This window comes from Pseudomonas sp. dw_358, from assembly GCF_018449655.1.
GTDB lineage: Bacteria > Pseudomonadota > Gammaproteobacteria > Pseudomonadales > Pseudomonadaceae > Aquipseudomonas.
This window is the reverse complement of the sequence record NZ_JAAVUX010000004.1, coordinates 282,938-306,538: the sequence shown is the minus strand read 5'-3', so window position 1 is coordinate 306,538 and position 23,601 is coordinate 282,938. Positions and strand designations below refer to the sequence as shown.

Below are 23,601 nucleotides of genomic sequence, written 5' to 3'. Positions count from 1 at the left end.
TTACCCTGGGCCTGTGGTCCGATGCAGTGATCATTATCGAAAGGAAAATCGTCATGGCTGCCGCCGAACTGCAACAACAACTGATCGAACTGCGCGAACAACTGGAACAAAATCCACCGCTGTCTGATCAGGAACGCGTGGAGCTGCACGAACTGATGGCACAGATCCAAGCCCGAATCGAACTGGAGTCTGCCGTCGGCGAGAACGACATCAGCACCGGGATCAACCTGGCGGTCGAGCGCTTCGAGGTCAGTCACCCGAGCCTGGCCATGAGCCTGCGCAACATCATGCAGACCCTCGGCAGCATTGGCGTCTAGGCATTACTGCCGGACCAGTCGCGCGTTGTCGGGATTCACCGCTTCGGTACTGCGATAAGGGTTGATGTCCAACCCACCGCGTCGCACATAGCGCGCAAATACGGTCAGCGTCTGCGGCTTGAGCAGGCGCTGCAGGTCCATGAAGATCCGCTCCACGCACTGTTCATGAAAATCCGAATGCTGACGAAAGCTCACCAAGTAGGCCAACAGGCTGGCGTGGTCGAGCGCAGCACCCCGGTAGTGGACACCGACGCTGCCCCAGTCGGGCTGGCTGGTCACCGGGCAGTTGGATTTGAGCAGATGGCTGTACACATGCTCTTCCACCACGCGATCTGCGTCGCAGCGCAAAAGTTCCGGCTGCGGATGCTCGTAGCTGCTGACCGTGATGTCCAGGTCATCGATACAAGTCCCGGGCATGGCCACGACGCCTTCGGCCTGTACTTCAGCCAGACCGCGCACGCGTACGCCCACGGACTTGCCAGCAGCCGCACTCAGATCACGCTCCAGGCATGCTGACAGCTCGGACGTACTGGTGAACGCCGTCTGGTTCAGCGAGTTGAGATAGAGCTTGAAGGACTTCGACTCGATGATGTTGGGCGAATCTGCAGGGATGCTGAATTCACCGATGGCCACCACAGGCTTGCCGGAAGGCAGCAGCCAGGACAGCTCGAAGCAATTCCAGAAATCCACGCCTTTATAAGGCAGGGTCTCGGCAGTCAGCCCCAACTCGGCCCATTTGGTGGCGCGCGGAATGGGAAACAGCAAGGAAGGCGTATAGGTAGCGATGTATTCGCTGGATTTGCCCAACGGCGAATGTTCGGCTGCGGGGTGCATGGCAAAAACCTGACTGGATGAACGAGGGGAAGTTTATCGGGTTTGGGCCGAGGACTGCAAAAGCTGTCAAGGAACGCTCCACTGCACCTGCAGGACCGAGCAAGCTCGACCCTGCAAAATCAGTGCGTACCTGTCACCGAGCGCAATCAGGAATACCGCAACGCATGGGCCGGCTCGATCTGCGCCGCTCGCCAGGCCGGGTAGATGGTTGCCAAAAAGCTCATGATCAGGCCAGCGCTGCAGATCAGCGCCACATCAGGCCATTGCAACTGCGAAGGCAGGTTGCTGATGAAGTACACATCGGAGGTAAAGATATGCTCACCGGTGACCCGCTCGACCCAGCCCACCATCTGGCTGACATTGAGCGCTGCGATCACCCCCAGGACACCCCCGATCAAAGTACCGACCACGCCAATCACCGTGCCCTGGACGATGAAGATAGTCATGATCTGCCGGGGCGTCGCGCCGATGGTGCGCAGGATCGCGATATCGGCGCCTTTGTCGTTCACCACCATGATCAAGGTGGCGATGATGTTGAACGCGGCGACAGCGACAATCATCAGCAACAGCAGCCCGATCATGGTCTTTTCCATCTTCATCGCGCTGAACAGGCTGCCCTGGGTGTGCGTCCAGTCGTCCGCCTTGTACTGGTCACCCAGCCCGGCGGCAATCGCAGCCGAGACCTGGGGCGCGGCGTACAGGTCCTTGAGCTTGAGCCGCACGCTTTGCACCTGATTGGGCGCCCAGTGCTGCATCTGCGCCGCGTCGGCGACGTTGATCAGCGCCATGGAGCTGTCCAGTTCGGCACCGACCTTGAACACGCCCACCACGTTGAGGCGCTGCAACCGCGGAGTGATACCCCCTGGCGCGCCGCTCAATTCCGGCACGATCAAGGTCAGCTTGTCGCCGATGCTCAGGCCGAAACGCCGGGCGGTGATATCGCCGATGACCACGCCAAACTCGCCGGGCTTGAGATCTGCCAGCTTGCCTTGGGTGATATGGTCGGCCACGATCGACACCTTGCCTTCTTGAGCCGGATCGACACCACTGATCTGGATCGGCTGCATCGCCCCCTTGAAGGACAACATGCCGTCCATTTCGGTGAACGGCACTGCGGCCAGCACCTCAGGATTCTTCAGGGCTGCGGCCGCCACCGGCTGCCAATCGTCGAGCGGCTTGACCCCGGCGATGGTCGCATGGGGCACCATGCCCAGCACCCGCGAGCTCATTTCGCGCTGGAAGCCGTTCATGACCGACAACACCACGATCATCGCCAGCACACCCAGGCCCAGACCGATCATCGAGGTCATGGAGATGAACGAGATGAAGTGGTTGCGGCGCTTGGCGCGGGTGTAGCGCGCGCCGATAAAGATTGCGAGAGGGCGAAACATCAGAGGGGCACCAGTTGGCCGTCTTCCAGGCGCAGCACGCGATCCATCTGCCGGGCCAGGTTAAGGTCGTGAGTCACCACCAGAAACGCGGTGCGCAGCGAAACACTGAGCTCCAGCATCAGGTCCTGAATGCCTTGGGCGGTGTGGTGATCGAGGTTGCCAGTAGGCTCGTCGAGCATGACCAGGCCGGGGCGATTGACCAGCGCCCGAGCAATGGCCACGCGCTGGCGCTCGCCACCGGACAATTCCGACGGTTTGTGCTGCAGGCGGTGCCCCAGGCCGACGCGTTCGAGCAGCGCCGTGGCCCGCTGACGCGCCTCGGGAATGGCGACCTTGCCAATCAGCAGCGGCATACAGACGTTTTCCAGCGCGGTGAACTCAGGCAACAGGTGGTGAAACTGATAGACGAAGCCCAACGAGCGATTGCGCAGCAAGCCGCGGGCTTTTTCATTGAGCGCCGACAGCTCTTCACCGGCCAGCCAGACGCTGCCCTGGCTCGGCGTGTCCAGTCCGCCCAGCAGGTTGAGCAAGGTGCTCTTGCCCGAACCCGAGTTGCCGACGATGGCCACTCGCTCGCCCGCCTGCAACTCGAGCTGCAGATTGGCCAGCACCACCACGGACGCCGGACCTTCCTCGTAGGACTTGCCCAGGTTGCGGCAACTCAAGACTGCTTGTTCGTTCATGCCAGGTTCACTCATAACGGAGCGCCTCCGCCGGCTGGGTACGCGCTGCGCGCCAGGCCGGGTACAGAGTCGCAAGGAAGCTCAGAAGCAACGCCGCGCCACACACCATGTAGACGTCATGGGCCTGGAGTTGCGACGGCAGGTAGTCGATGAAGTACACGTCGGAACTGAGAAACTTGTGCCCGATCAACCGCTCCAGCAATGCGATGGCCGCACTGACGTTGAGCGCCGCCAGCATGCCCAGGCCGGCCCCGATGGCCGTGCCCACCACGCCGATCACCGTGCCCTGGACCATGAAGATGCGCATGATCTGCCCCGGCGTCGAGCCCAGGGTGCGAAGGATGGCGATATCGCCACGCTTGTCGTTGACCACCATCACCAGGGTGGAAATGATGTTGAATGCCGCCACCGCCACGATCAGCAACAGCAGCAGGCCGATCATGGATTTTTCCATGCCGATGGCCTGATACAGGTTGCCGTGGCTACGGGTCCAGTCGCGGGCGTAGTATTCGTGCTCGCCCAGCTGCTGAGCCAGTTGCCAGGCAATACGCGGCGCCTGGAACAGGTCGGCGAACTTGAGGCGGATGCCCTGCACCTGGCCAGGTTTCCATCGGTGCAGGCGGCCCATGTCTTCAAGGTTGGTCAGGCCCACATAGCCGTCGATCTCACCGGCGCCGACATGGAAGGTGCCGACCACGGTGAAGCGCTTCATGCGCGGAAACATCCCGGCCGGCGTGACCGTGACTTCCGGCGCGACGAAGGTGACCTTGTCGCCCAGGCCGACGCCCAGTTTGGTCGCCGCCTTGTCACCGATCATGATGCCGAAATCGCCAGGCTTGAGATCGTCGAGCTTGCCCTGCTTGACGAAGCTGTCGATGATCGAGACATTGCGTTCCTGGGCCGGATCGATGCCGTTGAGCAGAATTTTCTGCACTTTGCCATCGTTGGTCAGCAGCCCCTGCATCTGCGTGAAGGGCGCTACCGCCAGCACTTGCGGGTTCTGTCGCACTTTCTGCGCCAGCACCGACCAGTCGTCGATGGGTTGCGGCGATTCGATGGTGGCATGAGGCACCATGCCCAGGACGCGGGTACGCATCTCGTGGTCGAAACCGTTCATCACCGAAAGCACGACGATCATGACGATTACGCCGAGGGCGAGTCCAATCATCGAGGTCAGGGAAATGAAGGACACAAAATGATTACGACGTTTGGCGCGGGTGTAACGGGCACCAATAAAAACGAAGAGAGGTCTGAACATGTAGGGGCTTGTTCGGGTGAAAGAGGGAACGTCCTTGTGGCGGGGCTTGATCAGCAGCTTTACACTCGGACCATCGCCGCTACCATGGGTTCGCCATGTCGACACTAGATGAAGAAGAACGTCGCGAATACTACCGTATCGACGACCGCATCGCACTGGAAATCCGCGCCTTGACTGACAGCGAGGCTCGCGACACTGAATTGTTGCAGGATGACTCTCCGTTATTCAACCTGCTCAGCGAGCTGCACCTGAGCGAATTCGAGTCCCAGCACCTGCTGCGTCAGATCAGCGAGACCGACCGCGCCCTGGCTGCCTTCCTCAAGGCGCAGAACAAGCGCATCGATCTGCTCAGCCAACTGGTGGCCCAGACGCTGACCAGCCGCATCGGCGAGCCCCAGCCTGTGACCTTGTCCGAGGGCGGCGTCACCTTCACCCAGGATAAACCGCTGCTCCCCGACACGCCGCTGTCGATCAAGATGGCCTTGATGCCACAGGCATTGGGTCTGCTGCTGCGTGCCCGCGTGGTGCACTGCTATGACATTGACGGGCGCTTTGAAATCGGCACTGAATTCGTCAGCCTTGCCGATGCCCAACGCCAGTTGCTGGCGCGATACATATTGCAGAAGCAGCAGCTGGAGCGTCGTCTGGCTCGCGAGCAGGAAGAGTTGCCCGTCCCCTGACCCTCCGTTTTTCTCGCCTCTATCTTGAAGGAACAGACGTGACCCTAATCTACGGCCACCGCGGCGCCAAGGGCGAAGCGCCGGAAAATACCCTGACCAGTTTCAAAGAGTGCCTCAAGCACGGCGTACGCCGTTGCGAGCTGGACCTGCACCTGTCCAGCGACAACGAGCTGATGGTCATCCACGACCCCACCCTCAAACGCACCACCGAACGGCGCGGCAAGGTGTCCGAGCATAGCGCCGCCAACCTGGTGACGTACGATGCGCGCAAGGGCGGGCCTGGCTGGGTGCAACCCTGCCCCATTCCGCGCCTCGCCGAGCTGTTTGAAGCCTGCACGTTCGATCACTGGCAGCTGGAAGTGAAGGTGGCCTCTCGCACCCGCGCGGCCACCACGGTCCTGGCCATTCGCGAACTGGCTCAGGAATACGGGTTGCTGGACAAGATCACCATCACCTCCAGCTCACGGGAAGTCCTGCGCGCCGCCGCCGAACTGACCCCGGACATTTCCCGCGGGCTGGTGGCTGAATACGCCTGGCTGGACCCGCTGAAGGTGGCGCAGAACCATGGCTGCAAGATTCTCGCGCTGAACTGGACCCTGTGCACCCCTGAACGCCTGGCCAAGGCTCAGCGTCAGGGGCTTCATGTGTCGGTGTGGACAGTCAACGAGCCGGCGCTGATGCGCCGGCTCGCCGATTTTGGCGTCGACAGCCTGATTACAGACTTTCCCGGTTTGGCCAGAGCCACCTTGGGACAGGACTGAAATCGGTCTCCCCGACCGGCTCAGGCCACCGGCCGGAGCCGCTCAAAAAAGCCGGTTGAGGCCGTCGTAGGCCGCTACCCGATAGGCTTCGGCCATGGTCGGGTAGTTGAAGGTGGTGTTGACGAAGTACTTGATGGTGTTCAACTCGCCAGGCTGGTTCATGATCGCCTGGCCAATGTGCACGATCTCCGACGCCTGGTCGCCGAAGCAGTGCACACCCAGCACCTGCAAGGTTTCACGGTGGAACAGGATTTTCAGCATGCCCACCGGCTCGCCGGAAATCTGCGCCCGGGCCATGCTCTTGAAGAATGCCTTGCCCACTTCGTAAGGCACCTTGGCCTGGGTCAGCTCATGCTCGTTCTGGCCGATGGAGCTGATTTCGGGAATGGTGTAGATCCCGGTCGGCACGTCATTGACGAAACGCCAGCTGCCATTGTCCACCAGGCTGCCCGCTGCCGAGCGCCCTTGGTCATAGGCAGCACTGGCCAGGCTCGGCCAGCCGATCACGTCACCGGCGCCGTAGATGGTCGAAACGCTGGTGCGGTAGGTCTCGTCGACATCGATCTGGCCGCGGCCGTTGACCTTGATGCCGATGTTCTCCAGGCCCAGCTTGTCGGTATTGCCAGTTCGCCCGTTGCACCACAGCAAGGCGTCGGCCTTGATCTTCTTGCCCGACTTCAAGTGCAGGATCACCCCGTGATCCCCCGGTTCCACACGCTCGTACTCTTCGTTGTGGCGAACCATCACGTGGTTGTTGCTGAAGTGATAGCTCAGGCCCTCGGAGATTTCGGCGTCGAGGAAGCTCAGCAGTTGCTCGCGGTTGTCCACCAGCTCGACCATCACCCCCAGACCGCTGAAAATCGAGGCGTATTCGCAGCCAATGACCCCAGCCCCATAGATGATCAGCTTGCGCGGGGTGTGGGTGATGCTCAGCACCGTGTCGCTGTCGTAGACGCGCGGGTGATTGAAGTCGATGTCGGCGGGACGGTAAGGCCGCGAGCCGGTGGCGATGATGATCTGCTTGGCCACCAGTTTCTCGACGGCGCCATTGGCGCATACCACCTCGATGGTCTGCTCGTCGGCGAAGCTGCCAGTGCCGAAGAACACATCGACGCGGTTACGCGCGTAATAGGCCGTGCGCGACGCTACCTGCTTGTTGATGACCCGCTCGGCACTCTTGAGCACATCCGGGAAGGAAAACCAGCGCGGCTCGCCAATGGCGCGGAACATCGGGTTGGTGTTGAACTGGATGATCTGTTTGACCGAATGGCGCAAAGCCTTGGAGGGGATGGTACCGAGGTGAGTGCAGTTGCCGCCGACCTGACGCCGGCTGTCCACCATCGCTACCTTGCGGCCCGCCTTGGCCGCGTTCATCGAGGCCCCTTCACCCGCGGGACCGGAACCCAATACCACGACATCGTAGTTGTAGACAGCCATGCGTACTCCTCAGAACAGGCCGGAAAAAAACACGCGGTTTTCCCCGGCGCGACCTGCCGCGAGGCGGCAGCATAAAAATCGAGATGCAATCTATCTGCGTCAGAATGTCGCGAACATTAACCTTTGGTCGCGCCTCAAGCAATTATATAGACGCCTTGACCCGCACGGGATGAACTTAGATGAGAACCATTCCACGCCCAAGCAATGGCTCATTGCCCACCCATTGTCCGGCGGACCGCCTTTTTGGTTGATCTGACCCAGCATTTACACATACTGTTACAGATCCGCTCCCGCGGTGAACACGCGTCCTGCATTCGTGTCTGGAATGGATAGTCCAGGCCGTCGCAACCATGGATCTCCTTATAAGACCGTACAAATGTGAGTGTAATTTCATGGCCTCGAACACGGGCAAAGGCGGCGCGATCTTTCGCGTTGTCAGTGGCAACTTTCTGGAAATGTTTGACTTCATGGTGTATGGCTTTTATGCCACCGCCATCGCCAAGGCCTACTTTCCATCCGACAGCGCATTTGCATCGCTGATGCTGTCCTTGGCGACGTTTGGCGCCGGCTTCCTCATGCGCCCGCTGGGTGCCATTTTCCTCGGCGCCTACATTGACCGCCATGGCCGCCGTCAGGGCCTGATCGTGACCTTGATGATGATGGCGGCCGGTACCGTGCTGATCGCCTGCGTCCCGGGCTACGCCACACTGGGCGTCGCCGCGCCGTTACTGGTGCTCCTGGGGCGCCTGATGCAGGGCTTTTCCGCCGGTGTCGAACTGGGCGGTGTCTCGGTGTACCTCGCCGAAATCGCCACGCCTGGCCGCAAGGGTTTCTTTGTCAGCTGGCAATCGGCTAGCCAACAGGCTGCGGTAGTATTCGCCGGGCTGCTCGGGGTGGGACTCAATCATTACCTGACCCCGGAAGCCATGAGCGACTGGGGCTGGCGTGTGCCGTTCCTGGTGGGTTGCGCCATCGTGCCGGCGATCTTCATGATCCGTCGCTCGCTGGAAGAAACCCCGGAATTCGAAGCGCGCAAACATCGCCCCAGCCTGGGCGAGGTGATGGCTTCCATTCGCAAGAACTTCGGCCTGGTGCTGGCGGGCATGGCGTTGGTGGTCATGACCACTGTGTCTTTCTACCTGATCACCGCCTATACCCCGACCTTCGGCAAGGCCGAACTGCACCTGTCCGACATCGATACGCTGATCGTCACCGTGTGCATCGGGCTGTCGAACTTCTTCTGGCTGCCGGTGATGGGCTCGGTGTCCGACAAGATTGGACGCAAGCCACTGCTGCTGGGCGCTACCATTCTCGCCATTCTAACCGCCTATCCGGCGCTGTCCTGGCTGGTGGCCGAGCCGAGTTTCGAGCGGTTGCTGATGGTGGAGCTGTGGTTGTCGTTCCTGTATGGCTCGTACAACGGTGCCATGGTGGTAGCACTGACCGAAATCATGCCGGCGGATGTACGCACCACCGGTTTCTCGCTGGCCTATAGCCTGGCGACCGCGACCTTTGGCGGCTTTACGCCGGTGGCTTGTACCTACCTGATCCATGAGCTGGGCAACAAGGCCGCGCCAGGGATCTGGTTGAGTGGCGCGGCCGTACTGGGCCTGGTGGCGACCTTGGTGTTGTTCAAAGGCAACCGCCACGAGCTGCAGGCAGCCAAGGCCGCTCGGGCGTAAGCCTTGCGCCCACAGGCTGCTCTCACAGTGGAATCAAAAAAAGGCGGTGGCTTTCACAAGCCCCCGCCTTTTTTTGTGACCCCTTCAGCTTACTGAGGAAACGACGGTGGGTTCACGCCCGCCATGTCTTCCATGACACGCACCACCTGGCAGCTGTAACCGAATTCGTTGTCATACCAGACGTACAGCACGACACGGTTGTCATTGCAGATGGTGGCCTCGGCATCGACCACACCGGCGTAGCGCGAACCGACGAAATCGGTGGACACCACTTCCTGGGACGCCACGAAATCGATCTGACGAGAAAGGTCCGAATGCAGCGCCATATAGCGCAGGTATTCGTTCATCTCTTCGCGGCTGCTGGCCTTCTCAAGGTTCAGGTTGAGAATGGCCATGGACACGTTCGGCGTCGGAACACGGATCGCGTTACCGGTCAGTTTGCCGGCCAGCTCAGGCAGGGCCTTCGCCGCAGCGGTGGCGGCACCGGTCTCGGTGATCACCATGTTCAGCGCAGCGGAACGGCCACGACGGTCACCCTTGTGGAAATTGTCGATCAGGTTCTGGTCGTTGGTGTACGAGTGCACCGTCTCGACATGGCCGTTGACGATGCCGAACTTATCGTTGACTGCCTTGAGCACCGGCACGATGGCGTTGGTGGTGCAGGACGCCGCCGAAACGATCTTGTCTTCGTCGGTGATCTGGCCGTGGTTGATGCCGTGCACGATGTTTTTCAGCTTGCCCTTGCCCGGCGCAGTCAACAACACGCGGCCGATGCCCGGGCACTGCAGGTGCTGGCCCAGGCCCTCGGCGTCGCGCCAGACACCGGTGTTGTCCACCAGCAACGCGTTTTCGATACCGTACTGAGTGTAATCGACCTCAGTCGGGTTCTTCGCATAGATGACCTGGATCAGGTTGCCGTTCACCGTCAGGGTATTGGCCTCTTCGTCGACATGGATAATGCCGTCGAACGAACCGTGCACCGAGTCGCGACGCAGCAGGCTGGCGCGCTTGGCCAGGTCATTGGTGGCGCCCTTGCGCACCACGATGGCCCGCAGGCGCAAGCCATCGCCGCCGCCCGCCTTTTCCACCAGAATGCGCGCCAGCAGGCGGCCGATACGGCCAAAACCGTAAAGCACCACGTCCGTGCCCTTGCGCACGCCGATATCCTGCTTGCCGACCACTTCGCCCAGCTCGGCACGCACGAACTCTTCAGCACTGCGGCCCGCACCGCTTTCCTTGAACTTGACCGCCAGCTTGCCCATGTCCACCGACGCGGCGCCCAGCTTGAGATCGCTCATGGCCTTGAGCAGCGGATAGGTTTCATGCACCGACAGCTCGCTCTCGTCGGCCTGGCGGTGGCGAGCGAAACGATGAGCCTTGAGGATTTCGATGACGGAACGGTTGATCAGACTGCGGCCGTAGATGGAGGTCACGACGTTGTTGTTGCGGTAGAGCTGACCAATAAGCGGGATCATCGCCTCGGCTAGCGCTTCACGATCTATCCATTCACCAAGACACTGTTCGGGCTTCTGATTCACGGGGACCTTCCACATGTAGGAGCTGAAAAAAGGGGCTACATTATGACTTCAAGCACCGGAAAGGAGCAATCATCACCTGTCGTCATGGCGTGATTGACTCATCATTTATAGTTCAGTTTCGTTTTGCCTCGCAAGAACCGGACGGCGCCCGGTACAATCTGTCGATTAAGCCGCAACCCTTGGAGCTCAACCTCCCGTGCCCGTTCTGCGTCTACCGCTTCTTCCTGCCAGTGCAGGCAAACAATCCTGGGGCAACCTGCCGGGCGCCGCGCTCAGCCTGGCGATCGCCGAGGCCGCCAGCGCCGCCAAGCGCTTCACGTTGCTGCTGACCGCCGACAGCCAAAGTGCCGATCGCCTGGAGCAGGAGCTGCGTTTTTTTGCGCCCGGCCTGCCGGTTTTGCACTTTCCCGACTGGGAAACCCTGCCCTACGATCTTTTTTCGCCCCACCAGGACATTATTTCCCAGCGCATCGCTGCGCTCTATCGCCTGCCGGAGCTCGATCACGGCATTTTGGTAGTGCCGGTGACCACCGCCCTACATCGCCTGGCGCCGACCCGCTTCCTGCTGGGCAGCAGCCTGGTGCTGGACGTCGGCCAGCGGCTGGATGTAGAGCAGATGCGCACGCGCCTGGAGGCCAGCGGCTATCGATACGTCGATACGGTCTACGAACACGGCGAGTTCACGGTCCGTGGCGCGTTGATCGATCTGTTCCCCATGGGCAGCAAGCTGCCCTATCGGATCGACCTGTTCGACGACGAAATCGAGACCCTGCGCACCTTCGATCCGGAGACCCAGCGCTCCATCGACAAGGTCGAGTCGGTGCGCCTGCTGCCCGCCCGGGAATTTCCGTTGCAGAAGGAAGAAGTCACGCGCTTCAAGGCGCGCTTTCGCGAACGCTTCGATGTGGACTTTCGCCGCAGCACGATCTTCCAGGACCTGAGCAGCGGCATTACCCCGGCCGGCATCGAGTACTACCTGCCGCTGTTCTTCGAAGACACCTCGACCCTGTTCGATTACCTGCCCCAGGACACCCAGGTGTTCTCGCTGCCGGGTATCGAGCAGGCCGCCGAGAACTTCTGGAGCGACGTGCGCGCCCGTTACGAAGAGCGACGCGGCGATCTCTCCCGGCCACTGCTGCCGCCAGCCGAGCTGTTCATGCCGGTGGAGGACTGCTTTGCCCGACTCAAGTCCTGGCCCCGCGTGGTGGCCAGCCAGGAGGATGTCGGCACCGGCGTCGGCCGCGAGCGCTTCCCGGCACGTGCCCTGCCCGACCTTGCCATTGAGGCCAAGGCCAGCCAGCCGCTGGCGGCGTTGTCGGGTTTCCTCGATTCCTTCCCCGGCCGCGTGCTCTTCACCGCCGAGTCGGCCGGCCGCCGCGAGGTGCTGCTGGAACTGCTCGAGCGCCTGAAGCTGCGCCCGCGCACGGTGGACAACTGGAACGAATTCACCGCCGGCAGCGACCGGCTGGCGATCACCATCGCGCCTTTGGACGAAGGCCTGGTGCTCGACGACCCAGCCTTGGCCTTGATCGCCGAAAGCCCGCTGTTCGGCCAGCGGGTCATGCAACGTCGGCGCCGCGAGAAGCGCAGCGATGTCAGCAACGACGCGGTGATCAAGAACCTCACCGAGCTGCGCGAAGGCGCACCGGTGGTGCACATCGACCATGGCGTGGGGCGCTACCTGGGCCTGGCCACCCTGGAAATCGAAGGCCAGGCGGCCGAATTTCTGACCCTGGAATACGCCGAGCACGCCAAGCTCTATGTGCCGGTGGCCAACCTGCACCTGATCGCTCGCTACACCGGCAGCGACGACGCGCTGGCACCGCTGCACCGCCTGGGCTCGGAGACCTGGCAGAAAGCCAAGCGCAAGGCCGCCGAGCAGGTGCGCGACGTAGCTGCCGAGTTGCTGGACATCTATGCCCGCCGCGCCGCCCGAGAAGGCTACGCGTTTGCCGACCCGACCCTGGATTACGCCACCTTCAGCGCCGGCTTTCCGTTCGAGGAAACCCCGGACCAGCAGTCGGCCATCGACGCGGTGCGCAGCGACATGCTCGCGCCCAAGCCCATGGACCGCCTGGTGTGCGGCGACGTCGGCTTTGGCAAGACCGAGGTGGCCATGCGCGCGGCGTTCATCGCCGTGCACGGCGGCCGCCAGGTGGCGATTCTGGTGCCTACCACCCTGCTCGCCCAGCAGCACTACAACAGCTTTCGCGACCGCTTCGCCGACTGGCCGGTGACCGTTGAGGTCATGAGCCGCTTCAAGTCGACCAAGGACATCAATGCCGCCGTCGCCGATCTGGCCGAGGGCAAGATCGACATCGTCATCGGTACCCACAAGCTGTTGCAGGACGACGTCAAGATCAAGAACCTGGGCCTGGTGATCATCGACGAAGAGCACCGCTTCGGTGTGCGCCAGAAAGAGCAGCTCAAGGCCTTGCGCAGCGAAATCGACATTCTCACCCTGACCGCCACGCCGATCCCGCGCACCTTGAACATGGCCGTGGCCGGCATGCGCGACCTTTCCATCATCGCTACCCCGCCCGCCCGACGGCTCTCTGTGCGCACCTTCGTGATGGAAGAGAACAAGAGCACGGTCAAGGAAGCTCTGCTGCGCGAACTGCTGCGCGGCGGCCAGGTGTATTACCTGCACAACGACGTCAAGACCATCGAGAAATGCGCCACCGACCTTGCCGAACTGGTCCCCGAGGCGCGGATCGGCATTGGCCATGGGCAGATGCGCGAGCGCGAGCTGGAACAAGTCATGAGTGACTTCTACCACAAGCGCTTCAACGTGTTGATCGCCTCGACCATCATCGAGACCGGCATCGACGTGCCCAGCGCCAACACCATCATCATCGAACGCGCCGACAAATTCGGTCTGGCGCAGTTGCACCAGCTGCGCGGCCGGGTCGGACGCAGTCACCACCAGGCCTATGCCTACCTGCTGACGCCGCCGCGCAAACAGATCACCCCGGACGCCGAAAAGCGCCTCGAAGCCATCGCCGCGACCCAGGACCTGGGGGCCGGCTTTGTGCTGGCCACCAACGACCTGGAGATACGCGGTGCCGGCGAGCTGCTGGGCGAGGGCCAGAGCGGGCAGATTCAGGCCGTGGGCTTCACCCTGTACATGGAAATGCTCGAACGCGCCGTCAAGGCGATCCGCAAGGGCGAGCAACCCAACCTGGACCAGCCGCTGGGCGGCGGCCCGGAAATCAACCTGCGTCTGCCGGCCCTGATTCCCGAAGACTACCTGCCCGATGTGCACGCGCGGCTGATCCTGTACAAGCGCATCGCCTCGGCGGTCGACGAGGACGGCCTCAAGGACCTGCAGGTGGAGATGATCGATCGCTTCGGTCTGCTCCCCGAGCCGACCAAGAACCTGGTGCGTATCACCCTGCTCAAGCTGCAGGCGGAAAAACTCGGAATCAAGAAAGTCGACGGCGGCCCTCAGGGCGGTCGCATCGAGTTTGCTGCCGACACTCCGGTCGACCCGTTGACCCTGATCAAACTGATCCAGAGCCAGCCAAAGCGTTACAAGTTCGAAGGGGCGACACTGTTCAAGTTCATGGTGCCCATGGAACGTGCCGATGAGCGCTTCAATACCATTGAGGCACTGTTCGAACGTCTCACCCCCAAAGTTGGCAAGTAGATGCCAGAACGGGTGATCGTCGACCTGCCGCCCCGGCCACGCCTGTGGCTGGGCAGCATCGAGTTCAGCGCCTTCGAGCCGCGCAATGGCCGGATGCAGCGGCACATGCAACATCGCGCTGCCCTGGCCTTCGGCTACGGCGATGCGTATGTGTCCAGCGTGCGCAGCCCGGCGATTGTGTGTCAGAAGTCTGATGAAACCTGGCGTATCCAGCGTCATCCGGCCGCCGAAAAGGCACTGCGGGACACCTTGCAAGCCATTGGTTTCAAGATCGCAACCCGCCAGAGCAAGGCGTTGCCCGAAAGCGCCGGGGACATTTTCGAGCTGCCCAGCGAGGCGGCCTGGCTGCGCTTCATCCTCAACGACCTGCCGGGCCTGCGCGCCCAGGGCTGGGAGATCGAATACTCGGAAGAATTCGCCTTCGACCTCACGCCGGTGGACGACTGGTATGCGGTCATCGACGAATCACCGACCCGGGACTGGTTCGACCTGGAACTGGGCATCGTGGTCAATGGCGAGCGTTTGAGCCTGCTGCCGATCCTGCTCAATCTGCTGCGCACCCACCCCGAGTTGCTCAACCCGACGCAGATGGCCAAGCGCCGGGATGACGAACAGATGCTGGTGCCCATCCACACCGGCGGCCCTGCCAATCGCCAGCGGCTGGTGCAGGTCGCCCTGCCCTACGGGCGGCTGAAGACGGTGCTGGCCACTCTCGGCGACTTCTACCTGCGCGAAGCCGGGGAAACCAGCGTGCGCCTGGCAACCCCGGATGCCAGCCGCCTGACCGAATTGCAGCAGTTACCCTTGACCTGGGAGGGCGGCGAGCGTCTGCGCAGCTTTGCTGAACGCCTGCGCTGCATCCGCAGCACCCCGGCGCCCACCCCCGAAGGCCTGGCGGCGACGCTGAGGCCCTACCAGGTCGAGGGGCTGAGCTGGATGCAGGCCCTGCGCGAGTTGGACGTGGGCGGTATCCTGGCCGACGACATGGGCCTGGGCAAGACCCTGCAAACCCTGGCCCATGTGCTCAGCGAGAAACAGGCCGGGCGCCTCGACCGCCCGGCCATGGTGGTGATGCCCACCAGCCTGATTCCTAACTGGCAGGACGAGGCCGCGCGGTTCGCGCCGTCCCTGCGGGTATTGGCGCTGCACGGCGCCGGCCGCAAACGTCACTTCGAGCAACTGGCCGATTACGACCTCCTGCTGACCACCTACGCCTTGCTGCCCAAGGACCTCGAAGCCCTGAGCAAGGTGCCGTTGCACTTGCTGATCCTCGATGAGGCGCAGTACATCAAGACGCCGGGCAGCAAAGCCGCCCAGGCCGCGCGACAGCTACAGGCGCGGCAACGTCTGTGCCTGAGCGGCACCCCGCTGGAAAACCACCTGGGCGAGCTCTGGTCATTGTTTCATTTCCTGTTGCCGGGCTGGCTCGGTGACGCCAAGGCTTTCAGCCAAGCCTACCGGGTGCCCATCGAGAAACACGGCAGCGAAGTGCGTTTGCAACATTTGAATTCACGGATCAAACCGTTTCTGCTGCGCCGCACCAAGGAACAGGTGGCCACCGAGCTGCCGGCCAAGACCGAGATCACCCACTGGGTCGAGCTCAACGAAGCCCAGCGCGACGTGTACGAAACCGTGCGCCTGGCCATGGACAAGAAAGTCCGAGCCGAGATCAACCGCAAAGGCATGGCGCGCAGCCAGATCATCATCCTCGAAGCCTTGCTCAAGCTGCGCCAGGTCTGCTGTGACCTGCGCCTGGTCAACGATGTCACCCCACCCAGCCGCGGCAGCAGCTCGGGCAAGCTCGACAGCCTGATGGACATGCTCGACGAACTGCTGGCCGAGGGCCGCCGGATCCTGCTGTTTTCGCAGTTCACCTCAATGCTGGCGCTGATCGAACACGAACTGCAGCAGCGCAGCGTCGCCTATGCCTTGCTGACCGGTGCCACGCGTAACCGGCGCGCGCCCGTGAATGACTTCCAGCAGGGCAAGGTGCAGATCTTCCTGATCAGCCTGAAGGCCGGGGGTGTCGGGTTGAACCTGACGGCGGCCGACACCGTGATCCACTACGACCCGTGGTGGAACCCGGCAGCCGAGCACCAGGCCACCGACCGCGCGTACCGCATCGGCCAGGAAAAACCGGTGTTCGTCTACAAGCTGATTACCCGGGGCACGGTGGAGGAAAAGATCCAGCACTTGCAGCTGGAGAAGTCCGCGTTGGCTTCAGGGGTGCTGGATGGAAGGCAGCCGGGAGATTGGAAATTGCTGCCGGATGATATCGATGCGCTGCTGGAGCCGTTGCCGAAAGGGTGATGGGCAGGTGCCTGGCTTGATATCTCATCAAGCCAAACGCCCTACCCAACCAACCCTGCCTCACGCAACGCACCCAACGCCTGCAACCACTGCGGGCCCTGCTTGTAATCGGCCCCGGCCACCGCTTGCCCACGCATCCGCGCAATCCGTGGCGAGGGTGTGACCTTCAAGCGCTGCGCAGCGGTGAGGGCCAACTCTGCGGCAGCGCGGTCATTGCACACCAACCCCATGTCACAACCGGCCGTCAACGCCGCTTCGATACGACTGGCCGCGTCACCCACCACGTGAGCACCGGCCATGGACAGGTCATCACTGAAAATCACGCCGTCAAATCCGAGCTCGCCCCGCAGGATATCCTGCAGCCACTTGCGCGAGAAACCGGCGGGCTGGTTGTCCACCTGTGGATAGATGACATGGGCTGGCATCACGGCTGCCAACTGACGGCTCAAGCGGGCGAAGGGCAGCAGGTCCAGCGCACGGATCTGTTCAAGGCTGCGCTCATCGACAGGAATGGCCACGTGGGAGTCGGCCTCCGCCCAGCCATGACCCGGAAAGTGCTTGCCACAGGCGGCCATGCCTGCTGCGTTCATACCTTTGATGAAGGCCCCGGCCAGCGCCGTGGCGCGCAGAGGGTCACCTTCGAAGGCGCGCGTGCCGACCACGGCGCTGCGCTGATGATCGAGGTCGAGCACGGGAGCGAAGCTGAGGTCCAGGCCCACCGCCAACACTTCGGTGGCCATCAGCCAACCGCATTGCTCGGCCAGGTATTCGGCATGGTCACAGCCCGCCAGCGAACGCATGGCCGGCAACCGCACGAAACCTTGGCGCAAGCGCTGCACCCGGCCCCCCTCCTGATCGACGGCCAGGATCAGATCGGGGCGCACGGCACGGATCGCTGCTGTCAGTTCGCGTACCTGGCGCGGGTGCTCGATGTTGCGACCGAAGACAATCAGACCGGCCACTTCGGGCTGGCGCAACAGTTGGCGATCTTCGGCGGTCAGCCAAGTACCGGCAATATCCACCATCAGGGAGCCTTGGAGGCTGGAACTCATCATCAATCCTTAAACTTTTGCAGCGGCAGGCGCGCTTGATTTATTGCGCGGACGCAGTTGTGCGGCGGCCATGACCGAGTCGGTGACCCCGGATTCGGCCCGCATGCCGGCGGCGAGAAACGGCACCATCAGGCGCATGACCTGTTCGATGGAGGTGTTGACGCCGAAGTCGGTCTCGGCAATGGCCCGCAGTGCCTTGATACCCGACATGCTGAAGGCTGCGGCGCCGAGCATGAAATGCACCCGCCAGAATAACTCCAGCGGCGGAATGCGCGGCGCGGCTTCGTTCACCAGCAGCATGTAGCGACGGAAAACCTTGCCATACATGTCTTCGAGGTAGCGGCGCAGGTGCCCCTGGCTCTGGCTGAACGCCAGGCCCAGCAGGCGCATGAAGATGGACAGGTCATTGCCGCTGCGCGGCTGCACGCCCATGGCCTGTTCCACCAGGATCTCCAGCAGCTCTTCCAGGCTGGCCTTGTGCTCTGGCCGTGCCTGGCGGCGCTCCAGTTCACGGTCAAGACTGACGCAAAAGGGACCGAGGAAACGCGAGAACACCGCCTGAATCAAGGCTTTTTTCGAACCGAAATGATAATTTACCGCTGCCAGGTTGACGCCTGCCTTGCTGGTGATTAACCGCAACGAGGTCTCGGCAAAACCTTTTTCCGCGAACAGCTGCTCGGCGGCATCAAGGATGCGCTCAACGGTTTCTGACTGGGCCATGGCAACTCCGCCTGACAAACACTTGTTTGAAACATACGTTTCAAAGCATTGCGTTGTCAAGTCTGACGGCCACCCTTTGGCTGATCGGTTGCCTATTCAAGCATACCCTCGCAGCCACTGGCCATCACCGATACGGTTGCGTGGCAAAGCCTTAAATTCGTGTTCAGGGCAACAGCGCCATTGCCAAGCCGCTCGCACTGTATATAATCCCAGTCACTGTATAAAAAGACAGAGCGCCCAACATGCTTAAACTGACGCCACGCCAAGCCGAGATTCTCGCTTTCATCAAGCGCTGCCTTGAAGACAACGGCTTTCCGCCAACCCGAGCGGAAATCGCCCAGGAATTGGGTTTCAAATCACCCAATGCCGCTGAAGAACACCTCAAGGCTCTGGCGCGAAAGGGTGCAATCGAAATGACCCCCGGCGCATCACGGGGCATCCGTATTCCCGGGTTCGATCCCAAGGCGCTCGAAGAAAGCGGGCTGCCGGTGATCGGTCGAGTCGCGGCCGGCGCGCCGATCCTCGCCCAGCAGCACATCGAAGAGTCCTGCAACATCAACCCGGCGTTCTTCCACCCCAAGGCGGACTACCTGCTCAAGGTCCATGGCATGAGCATGCGGGACATTGGCATCATCGACGGTGACCTGCTGGCGGTGCACACCACCCGCGAGGCCCGCAACGGCCAGATCGTGGTGGCGCGCATCGGCGATGAGGTCACCGTCAAGCGCTTCAAGCGCGAAGGCAGCAAGGTCTGGTTGCTGGCAGAGAACCCGGAATTCGCACCCATCGAAGTTGACCTCAAGGATCAGGAACTGGTCATCGAAGGCTTGAGTGTCGGCGTTATCCGTCGATAAGGAGAGGCAGCATGCATTTTCCCGCGCAACCACAGTCCCATCAGCAAGGTCAGCTGTCGCTTTTCGAAGCGTTCATGGTACAGCCCGCCATGCCCCTGTTTCAGGTGGCCGAGCCCGCAGGCAAATGGGCTCAGGCCGGCGCCAAGGGTGACGACCCGGAGTTTTTCAGCGAGATGTCGTTGCGCGGTTCTGCGGGAAGCTGCCTGAACCTGCTGGCACCCATGCTGCGCGAGTTGAGCGAAGAACAGGATGCCCGCTGGTTGACCCTGATCGCCCCGCCCTCCAGCCTGACTCAGGCGTGGCTACGGGATGCCGGGCTAAATCGAGAGCGTATCTTGCTGTTGCAGACTCGGGGTACACAAAACGCGTTGCAGCTGGCCTGCGAAGCATTGAAGTTGGGCCGCAGCCACACGGTGGTCAGTTGGGTGAACCCATTGAACGCCAGTGCTCGGCAGCAACTGACGAATGCCGCACGCCAAGGCGCGGCACAGAGTCTGAATATTCGCCTGGGCTGAGCAGCCCAAGGCGTCAGTGAAGAACCCGCGGCCCGTCTTCGTCGGGTTCGACAGACGTATCCCCTTCCGCCAGCTTGCCAGCCATCTGCACGCCGACGCTAAGCATGGCCTTGGCCACCTCCACGTGCTGACCGTGGAGGAACAGTTTGGCATCCTCGGAGAAATTGAGGGTTACCAGAGAGCCTTCGTCGTCGGCGCGGCGCAGTTCGATGCGACCGTCAGGCAACTCGACAATTTCAAGAAAGGACGTTGGCATAAGGTAATGAGTCTCCACGAAAGCCCAATATTGTAACAGCGACATCGGCGCTTTACGAAATAGTTGTCAGCACTCACTCAAGCCTTCGCGAAAACGAATGGCCAGACCTTTCAAATTCTGCCGCCAGGTTTCCAGCTCTGCCCGAGTGAGACCTTCTTCAGTCTCCGCCTCATCCAACTGAATCACTTGGATGACCGCGACGCGTACATCACCTTTGGCGACTCTCGGCGCTTGGGGTGGCAGAAACAGTGCGGCATATTCGCTAAGCAGACGCGCCAACCAGGTTTCGCGGTTATGCGCCAGTTCGATCAATTCGGCCAGCTCGGGAATAGCCAGGTCCTGCACCGCCCCCAGCAGTGACTCCGCGCTGGGATCTGCCGCGTGAGGCAAACGGTAGTAGCCAGCAATCTCGTGGCACAGACCGAGCAACGCCCCATAGAGATGAAAGAGTGCCGACTCGCGCTCGGCTTGAGCCAGGCCCGACGCGCTTACTGACTCACCACTTTCAGCCCTGCCGAGCGCCCCGAGGGCAAGACCGGCAAAATAGATCTTCTGATTGGTGCGGGTATAGCGTTCTTTTGCCATGGGAATCACCCTTGTCATGAGGCCGGCGCGGCCGCCGTAGAGACGGCGGCCCTATACTCAAGTCAACGCTTGTCTTCGACTTTCCAGGCACTGCCATCGAAGAATGCACGCCAGCCCGTCGGTTTGCCCTCGACCTCGGTCTGCACATATTGCTCTTTGGTCTTGCGGCTGTAACGAATCACTGCCGGACGGCCATCGGGGTCTTTCTTCGGCGCGTCGAAGAGGAAGTGATACTTGGGATCGATCTCATCCTTGTGCGGGACGATCTCCAGGACCAGCGGCGCACGGGTTTCACGGTTTTTCGGGAACTGGCTGGCGGCGAGAAACAGCCCGGAAGCGCCGTCACGCAGCACGTAGGTGTCGTTGACCTTCTCGCACTTGAGCTCCGGCATCTTCACTGCATCCATCTTCGGCGGTGCCGCTTCCCCGCTCTTGAGCAGCTTGCGAGTGTTCTTGCACTCGGCATTGGTGCAGCCGAAGAACTTGCCGAAACGACCGGTCTTGAGTTGCATTTCGCTGCCGCATTTGTCGCACTGCAGGCTCGGGCCTTCGTAGCCCTTGATGCGGTAAGCACCTTCTTCGATCTCGTAACCCACACAATCGGGGTTGTTGCCGCAAATGTGCAGCTTGCGCTTCTCATCAACCAGGTAGGCGTCCATGGCCGTGGTGCAGATCGGACAGCGATGCTTGCCCAGCAAGACACGGGACTCGGATTCACCTTCGTCATCCGCAGCGATTTCATCACCGGGGATCAGGTTGATGGTCTCCTTGCAGCGCTCCTTGGGCGGCAGGCTGTAACCCGAGCAGCCAAGGAAAACGCCGGTGGACGCCGTGCGGATCATCATGTGCCGGCCACATACCGGGCAGGCGATATCTGTGGGCGTTGGCTGATTGGCACGCATGCCGCTGTCGGCAGCGCCGGCCACGTCCAACTTGGTCTTGAAGTCACCGTAGAACTCGTCCAGCACGTTCTTCCAGTCACGCTCGCCCTGGGCCACGTCGTCGAGGTTCTCTTCCATGCCGGCGGTGAAGCCGTAGTCCATCAGGTTGGAGAAGCTCTCGGACAGGCGCTCGGTGACGATGTCGCCCATCTTCTCGGAATAGAAGCGGCGGTTGTGCAGGGCCACGTAGCCGCGATCCTGGATGGTCGAAATGATGGCGGCATAGGTGGACGGACGGCCAATACCGCGCTTTTCCATTTCCTTGACCAGGCTGGCTTCCGAGTAACGTGCCGGCGGTTTGGTGAAATGCTGGGTCGGGTCCAGCTGGATCAGCTTGAGCACTTCACCCTGATTCATTTCCGGCAGCACATCGTCGTCGCCTGGCTTGGCGACCTGGGGCAGAACCCGGGTGTAACCATCGAACTTGAGAATACGGCCCTTGGCGCGCAGCTCGAAGTCGCCGGCTGCCACGCTGACGGTGGTGGACAGATATTGCGCAGGCGGCATTTGGCAGGCCAGGAACTGGCGCCAGATCAGCTCGTACAGACGCTCGGCGTCGCGCTCCATGCCGGTCAATTTGCTCGGGTGGGTGTTGACATCGGAAGGACGGATGGCTTCGTGGGCCTCCTGAGCCCCTTCCTTGCTGCTGTAAACCATCGGCGCGGCTGGCAGGTACTGCTTGCCGAACTCGTTCTCGATGTACGTACGGGCCATTTCCACGGCATCGGCCGACAGGTTGGTCGAGTCGGTACGCATGTAGGTGATGTAGCCGGCTTCGTACAAGCGCTGGGCCATCATCATGGTCTTCTTCACGCCGAAGCCCAGGCGGTTGCTGCCGGCCTGCTGCAGCGTCGAGGTGATGAATGGGGCCGACGGCTTGCTGCTGGTGGGCTTGTCTTCGCGCTTGATGATGCTGTAGCTGGACGCCTTGAGCTTCTCCAGCGCCGCCATGGCGTGAGTTTCGTTCAGCGGCTTGAAGGCCTCGCCTTTTTCACGGGCCACTTCAAAGCGCACCTTGGCATTCTTGGCAGTACCCAGGTCGGCGTGAATTTCCCAGTATTCTTCGGGGTTGAAGGCACGAATCTCGCGTTCACGCTCCACCACCAGCTTCACCGCCACCGATTGCACACGGCCGGCCGACAGGCCACGGGCGATCTTCTGCCACAGCAGCGGCGAGACCATGTAACCCACCACGCGATCAAGGAAACGTCGGGCCTGCTGGGCATTGACCCGATCGATGTCCAGTTCGCCCGGCTGGGAAAAGGCTTCCTGAATGGCTTTCTTGGTGATTTCGTTGAACACCACGCGCTTGTAGCGGCTGTCGTCACCGCCGATGGCTTCGCGCAGGTGCCAGGCAATGGCTTCCCCCTCGCGATCCAAGTCGGTTGCGAGATAGATGGTGTCGGCATCCTTGGCCAGACGGCGCAATTCCTCGATGACCTTTTCCTTGCCGGGCAGGATCTCGTACTTGGCTTTCCAGCCATGTTCGGGGTCCACACCCATGCGTGCCACCAATTGCTTGGCGGCCTTTTCCTTGGGTGTCAGCACCGGACCTTCGGCGGCAGTCTTGCCGCGCTTGGCAGCCGGCTCCTTGCTCGCGCTGGCCGAACCGCTGGTGGGCAGGTCGCGGATATGGCCGATACTCGACTTCACCACGTATTGGTTGCCCAGATACTTGTTGATGGTCTTGGCCTTAGCCGGGGATTCCACAATGACCAGCGATTTGCCCATGGATCGGATAATTCCTGAATGCTTGAAAGAAAGGCGGTCGCCTCACTAGAGGGACCGCTATATATAGTGGCAAAGCTGGGAAGTCAAACGCCGAGCTTTACGAATCAACCCCTGGCCGACCGGAAAACAGGCTGGCCTCGGCCTGAACCAAAGCAAAGCGCGGGACCTGTTCGCCGTCAACCTCGACCGACTCCACGAACATGCTCAGCGGCCTCACCCACATTCCGTAATCCCCGTAGAGCGCCTGATAGAAGACCATGGCCTCCTCGGTCTCGGAATGCCGCGCAACACTGAACACGCGATACTCAGGTCCTTTGTAGTGACGATAGAGCCCTGACTGGATCTGCATGTTGCGCACCTCGAAAAAAAACATTCTGCAAAAATAAAAAACCGGGGCACCAGGCCCC

Annotated in this window: 20 protein-coding genes; 8 read left to right on the top strand and 12 right to left on the bottom strand. The window is 61.5% G+C overall.

All coding sequences use genetic code 11. The annotated features are described in order from the left end of the window. Nucleotides 1–53: 53 nt before the first annotated feature. Nucleotides 54–317: a DUF4404 family protein gene (locus HB675_RS09055; RefSeq protein ID WP_213877839.1), complete on the top strand. Its 264-nt coding sequence runs from the start codon at nucleotides 54–56 to the stop codon at nucleotides 315–317. Nucleotides 318–320: 3 nt separating this feature from the next. On the opposite strand, the gene queF is transcribed toward HB675_RS09055, so the two are convergent. The 4 genes from queF to HB675_RS09035 all read right to left on the bottom strand — a co-directional run bounded on the left by queF (nucleotide 321) and on the right by HB675_RS09035 (nucleotide 4,483). Next, the gene (gene queF / locus HB675_RS09050) at nucleotides 321–1,151 is read right to left on the bottom strand and encodes an NADPH-dependent 7-cyano-7-deazaguanine reductase QueF (RefSeq protein ID WP_213877838.1); all 831 of its coding nucleotides are present in this window, start codon (nucleotides 1,149–1,151) and stop codon (nucleotides 321–323) included. 146 nt (nucleotides 1,152–1,297) lie between these two features. Continuing rightward, nucleotides 1,298–2,542 (bottom strand): lipoprotein-releasing ABC transporter permease subunit, encoded by a 1,245-nt coding sequence (locus HB675_RS09045; RefSeq protein WP_213877837.1) that lies wholly within the window; start codon nucleotides 2,540–2,542, stop codon nucleotides 1,298–1,300. Then, nucleotides 2,542–3,225, bottom strand: coding sequence for a lipoprotein-releasing ABC transporter ATP-binding protein LolD (lolD, locus tag HB675_RS09040; protein WP_213877836.1), 684 nt, complete (start codon nucleotides 3,223–3,225; stop codon nucleotides 2,542–2,544). Before lolD ends, HB675_RS09045 begins: the two co-directional genes overlap by 1 nt. A 7-nt stretch (nucleotides 3,226–3,232) precedes the next feature. Next, nucleotides 3,233–4,483 (bottom strand): lipoprotein-releasing ABC transporter permease subunit, encoded by a 1,251-nt coding sequence (locus HB675_RS09035; RefSeq protein WP_213877835.1) that lies wholly within the window; start codon nucleotides 4,481–4,483, stop codon nucleotides 3,233–3,235. Nucleotides 4,484–4,578: 95 nt separating this feature from the next. On the opposite strand from HB675_RS09035, the gene HB675_RS09030 reads away from it, so the two are divergent. Both HB675_RS09030 and HB675_RS09025 read left to right on the top strand, forming a co-directional pair. Continuing rightward, nucleotides 4,579–5,163, top strand: coding sequence for a PilZ domain-containing protein (locus tag HB675_RS09030; RefSeq protein ID WP_213877834.1), 585 nt, complete (start codon nucleotides 4,579–4,581; stop codon nucleotides 5,161–5,163). A 38-nt stretch (nucleotides 5,164–5,201) separates the two neighbouring features. Further along, nucleotides 5,202–5,924, top strand: a complete 723-nt coding sequence (locus HB675_RS09025; RefSeq protein ID WP_213877833.1) for a glycerophosphodiester phosphodiesterase — start codon at nucleotides 5,202–5,204, stop codon at nucleotides 5,922–5,924. 42 nt (nucleotides 5,925–5,966) lie between these two features. Here the strand turns inward: HB675_RS09025 and sthA are convergent, their stop codons facing one another. Beyond that, complete coding sequence (gene sthA / locus HB675_RS09020; RefSeq protein WP_213877832.1) at nucleotides 5,967–7,361, bottom strand: Si-specific NAD(P)(+) transhydrogenase; 1,395 nt, start codon at nucleotides 7,359–7,361, stop codon at nucleotides 5,967–5,969. A gap of 392 nt (nucleotides 7,362–7,753) precedes the next feature. Between sthA and HB675_RS09015 the strand changes: the two genes are divergently transcribed. Then, entirely contained in the window at nucleotides 7,754–9,043 is a 1,290-nt protein-coding gene (locus tag HB675_RS09015) for an MFS transporter (RefSeq protein WP_213877831.1), read from the top strand. Nucleotides 9,044–9,132: 89 nt separating this feature from the next. Here the strand turns inward: HB675_RS09015 and HB675_RS09010 are convergent, their stop codons facing one another. After that, a complete protein-coding gene (locus tag HB675_RS09010; protein WP_213877830.1) occupies nucleotides 9,133–10,596 on the bottom strand; it encodes a glyceraldehyde-3-phosphate dehydrogenase in 1,464 nt (487 codons plus the stop codon). A gap of 181 nt (nucleotides 10,597–10,777) precedes the next feature. On the opposite strand from HB675_RS09010, the gene mfd reads away from it, so the two are divergent. Together mfd and HB675_RS09000 are read left to right on the top strand one after the other, a co-directional pair. Then, nucleotides 10,778–14,230: a transcription-repair coupling factor gene (mfd, locus tag HB675_RS09005; protein ID WP_213877828.1), complete on the top strand. Its 3,453-nt coding sequence runs from the start codon at nucleotides 10,778–10,780 to the stop codon at nucleotides 14,228–14,230. Further along, entirely contained in the window at nucleotides 14,231–16,540 is a 2,310-nt protein-coding gene (locus HB675_RS09000) for a DEAD/DEAH box helicase (protein ID WP_213877826.1), read from the top strand. A 41-nt stretch (nucleotides 16,541–16,581) separates the two neighbouring features. Here HB675_RS09000 and nagZ read toward each other — a convergent pair whose 3' ends face one another. Both nagZ and HB675_RS08990 read right to left on the bottom strand, forming a co-directional pair. Next, the gene (gene nagZ, locus HB675_RS08995; protein ID WP_213877824.1) at nucleotides 16,582–17,592 is read right to left on the bottom strand and encodes a beta-N-acetylhexosaminidase; all 1,011 of its coding nucleotides are present in this window, start codon (nucleotides 17,590–17,592) and stop codon (nucleotides 16,582–16,584) included. 9 nt (nucleotides 17,593–17,601) lie between these two features. Then, the gene (locus HB675_RS08990; RefSeq protein ID WP_213877822.1) at nucleotides 17,602–18,312 is read right to left on the bottom strand and encodes a TetR/AcrR family transcriptional regulator; all 711 of its coding nucleotides are present in this window, start codon (nucleotides 18,310–18,312) and stop codon (nucleotides 17,602–17,604) included. 242 nt (nucleotides 18,313–18,554) lie between these two features. Between HB675_RS08990 and lexA the strand changes: the two genes are divergently transcribed. Further along, nucleotides 18,555–19,166: a transcriptional repressor LexA gene (gene lexA, locus HB675_RS08985; RefSeq protein WP_213877820.1), complete on the top strand. Its 612-nt coding sequence runs from the start codon at nucleotides 18,555–18,557 to the stop codon at nucleotides 19,164–19,166. Nucleotides 19,167–19,177: 11 nt separating this feature from the next. Then, nucleotides 19,178–19,681 (top strand): SOS-induced cell division inhibitor SulA, encoded by a 504-nt coding sequence (gene sulA, locus HB675_RS08980; RefSeq protein WP_213877818.1) that lies wholly within the window; start codon nucleotides 19,178–19,180, stop codon nucleotides 19,679–19,681. 13 nt (nucleotides 19,682–19,694) lie between these two features. On the opposite strand, the gene HB675_RS08975 is transcribed toward sulA, so the two are convergent. The 4 genes from HB675_RS08975 to HB675_RS08960 all read right to left on the bottom strand — a co-directional run bounded on the left by HB675_RS08975 (nucleotide 19,695) and on the right by HB675_RS08960 (nucleotide 23,543). Continuing rightward, the gene (locus tag HB675_RS08975; RefSeq protein WP_213877816.1) at nucleotides 19,695–19,937 is read right to left on the bottom strand and encodes a hypothetical protein; all 243 of its coding nucleotides are present in this window, start codon (nucleotides 19,935–19,937) and stop codon (nucleotides 19,695–19,697) included. A 66-nt stretch (nucleotides 19,938–20,003) separates the two neighbouring features. Continuing rightward, nucleotides 20,004–20,522 carry a DUF6586 family protein gene (locus HB675_RS08970; RefSeq protein ID WP_213877815.1) on the bottom strand — a complete coding sequence of 173 codons (519 nt, stop codon included), beginning with the start codon at nucleotides 20,520–20,522 and terminating at the stop codon, nucleotides 20,004–20,006. Nucleotides 20,523–20,584: 62 nt separating this feature from the next. Next, a complete protein-coding gene (gene topA, locus HB675_RS08965) occupies nucleotides 20,585–23,194 on the bottom strand; it encodes a type I DNA topoisomerase (RefSeq protein WP_213877813.1) in 2,610 nt (869 codons plus the stop codon). Between the two features lie 97 nt (nucleotides 23,195–23,291). Continuing rightward, nucleotides 23,292–23,543: a DUF1653 domain-containing protein gene (locus tag HB675_RS08960; RefSeq protein ID WP_213877811.1), complete on the bottom strand. Its 252-nt coding sequence runs from the start codon at nucleotides 23,541–23,543 to the stop codon at nucleotides 23,292–23,294. Nucleotides 23,544–23,601 lie beyond the last annotated feature (58 nt).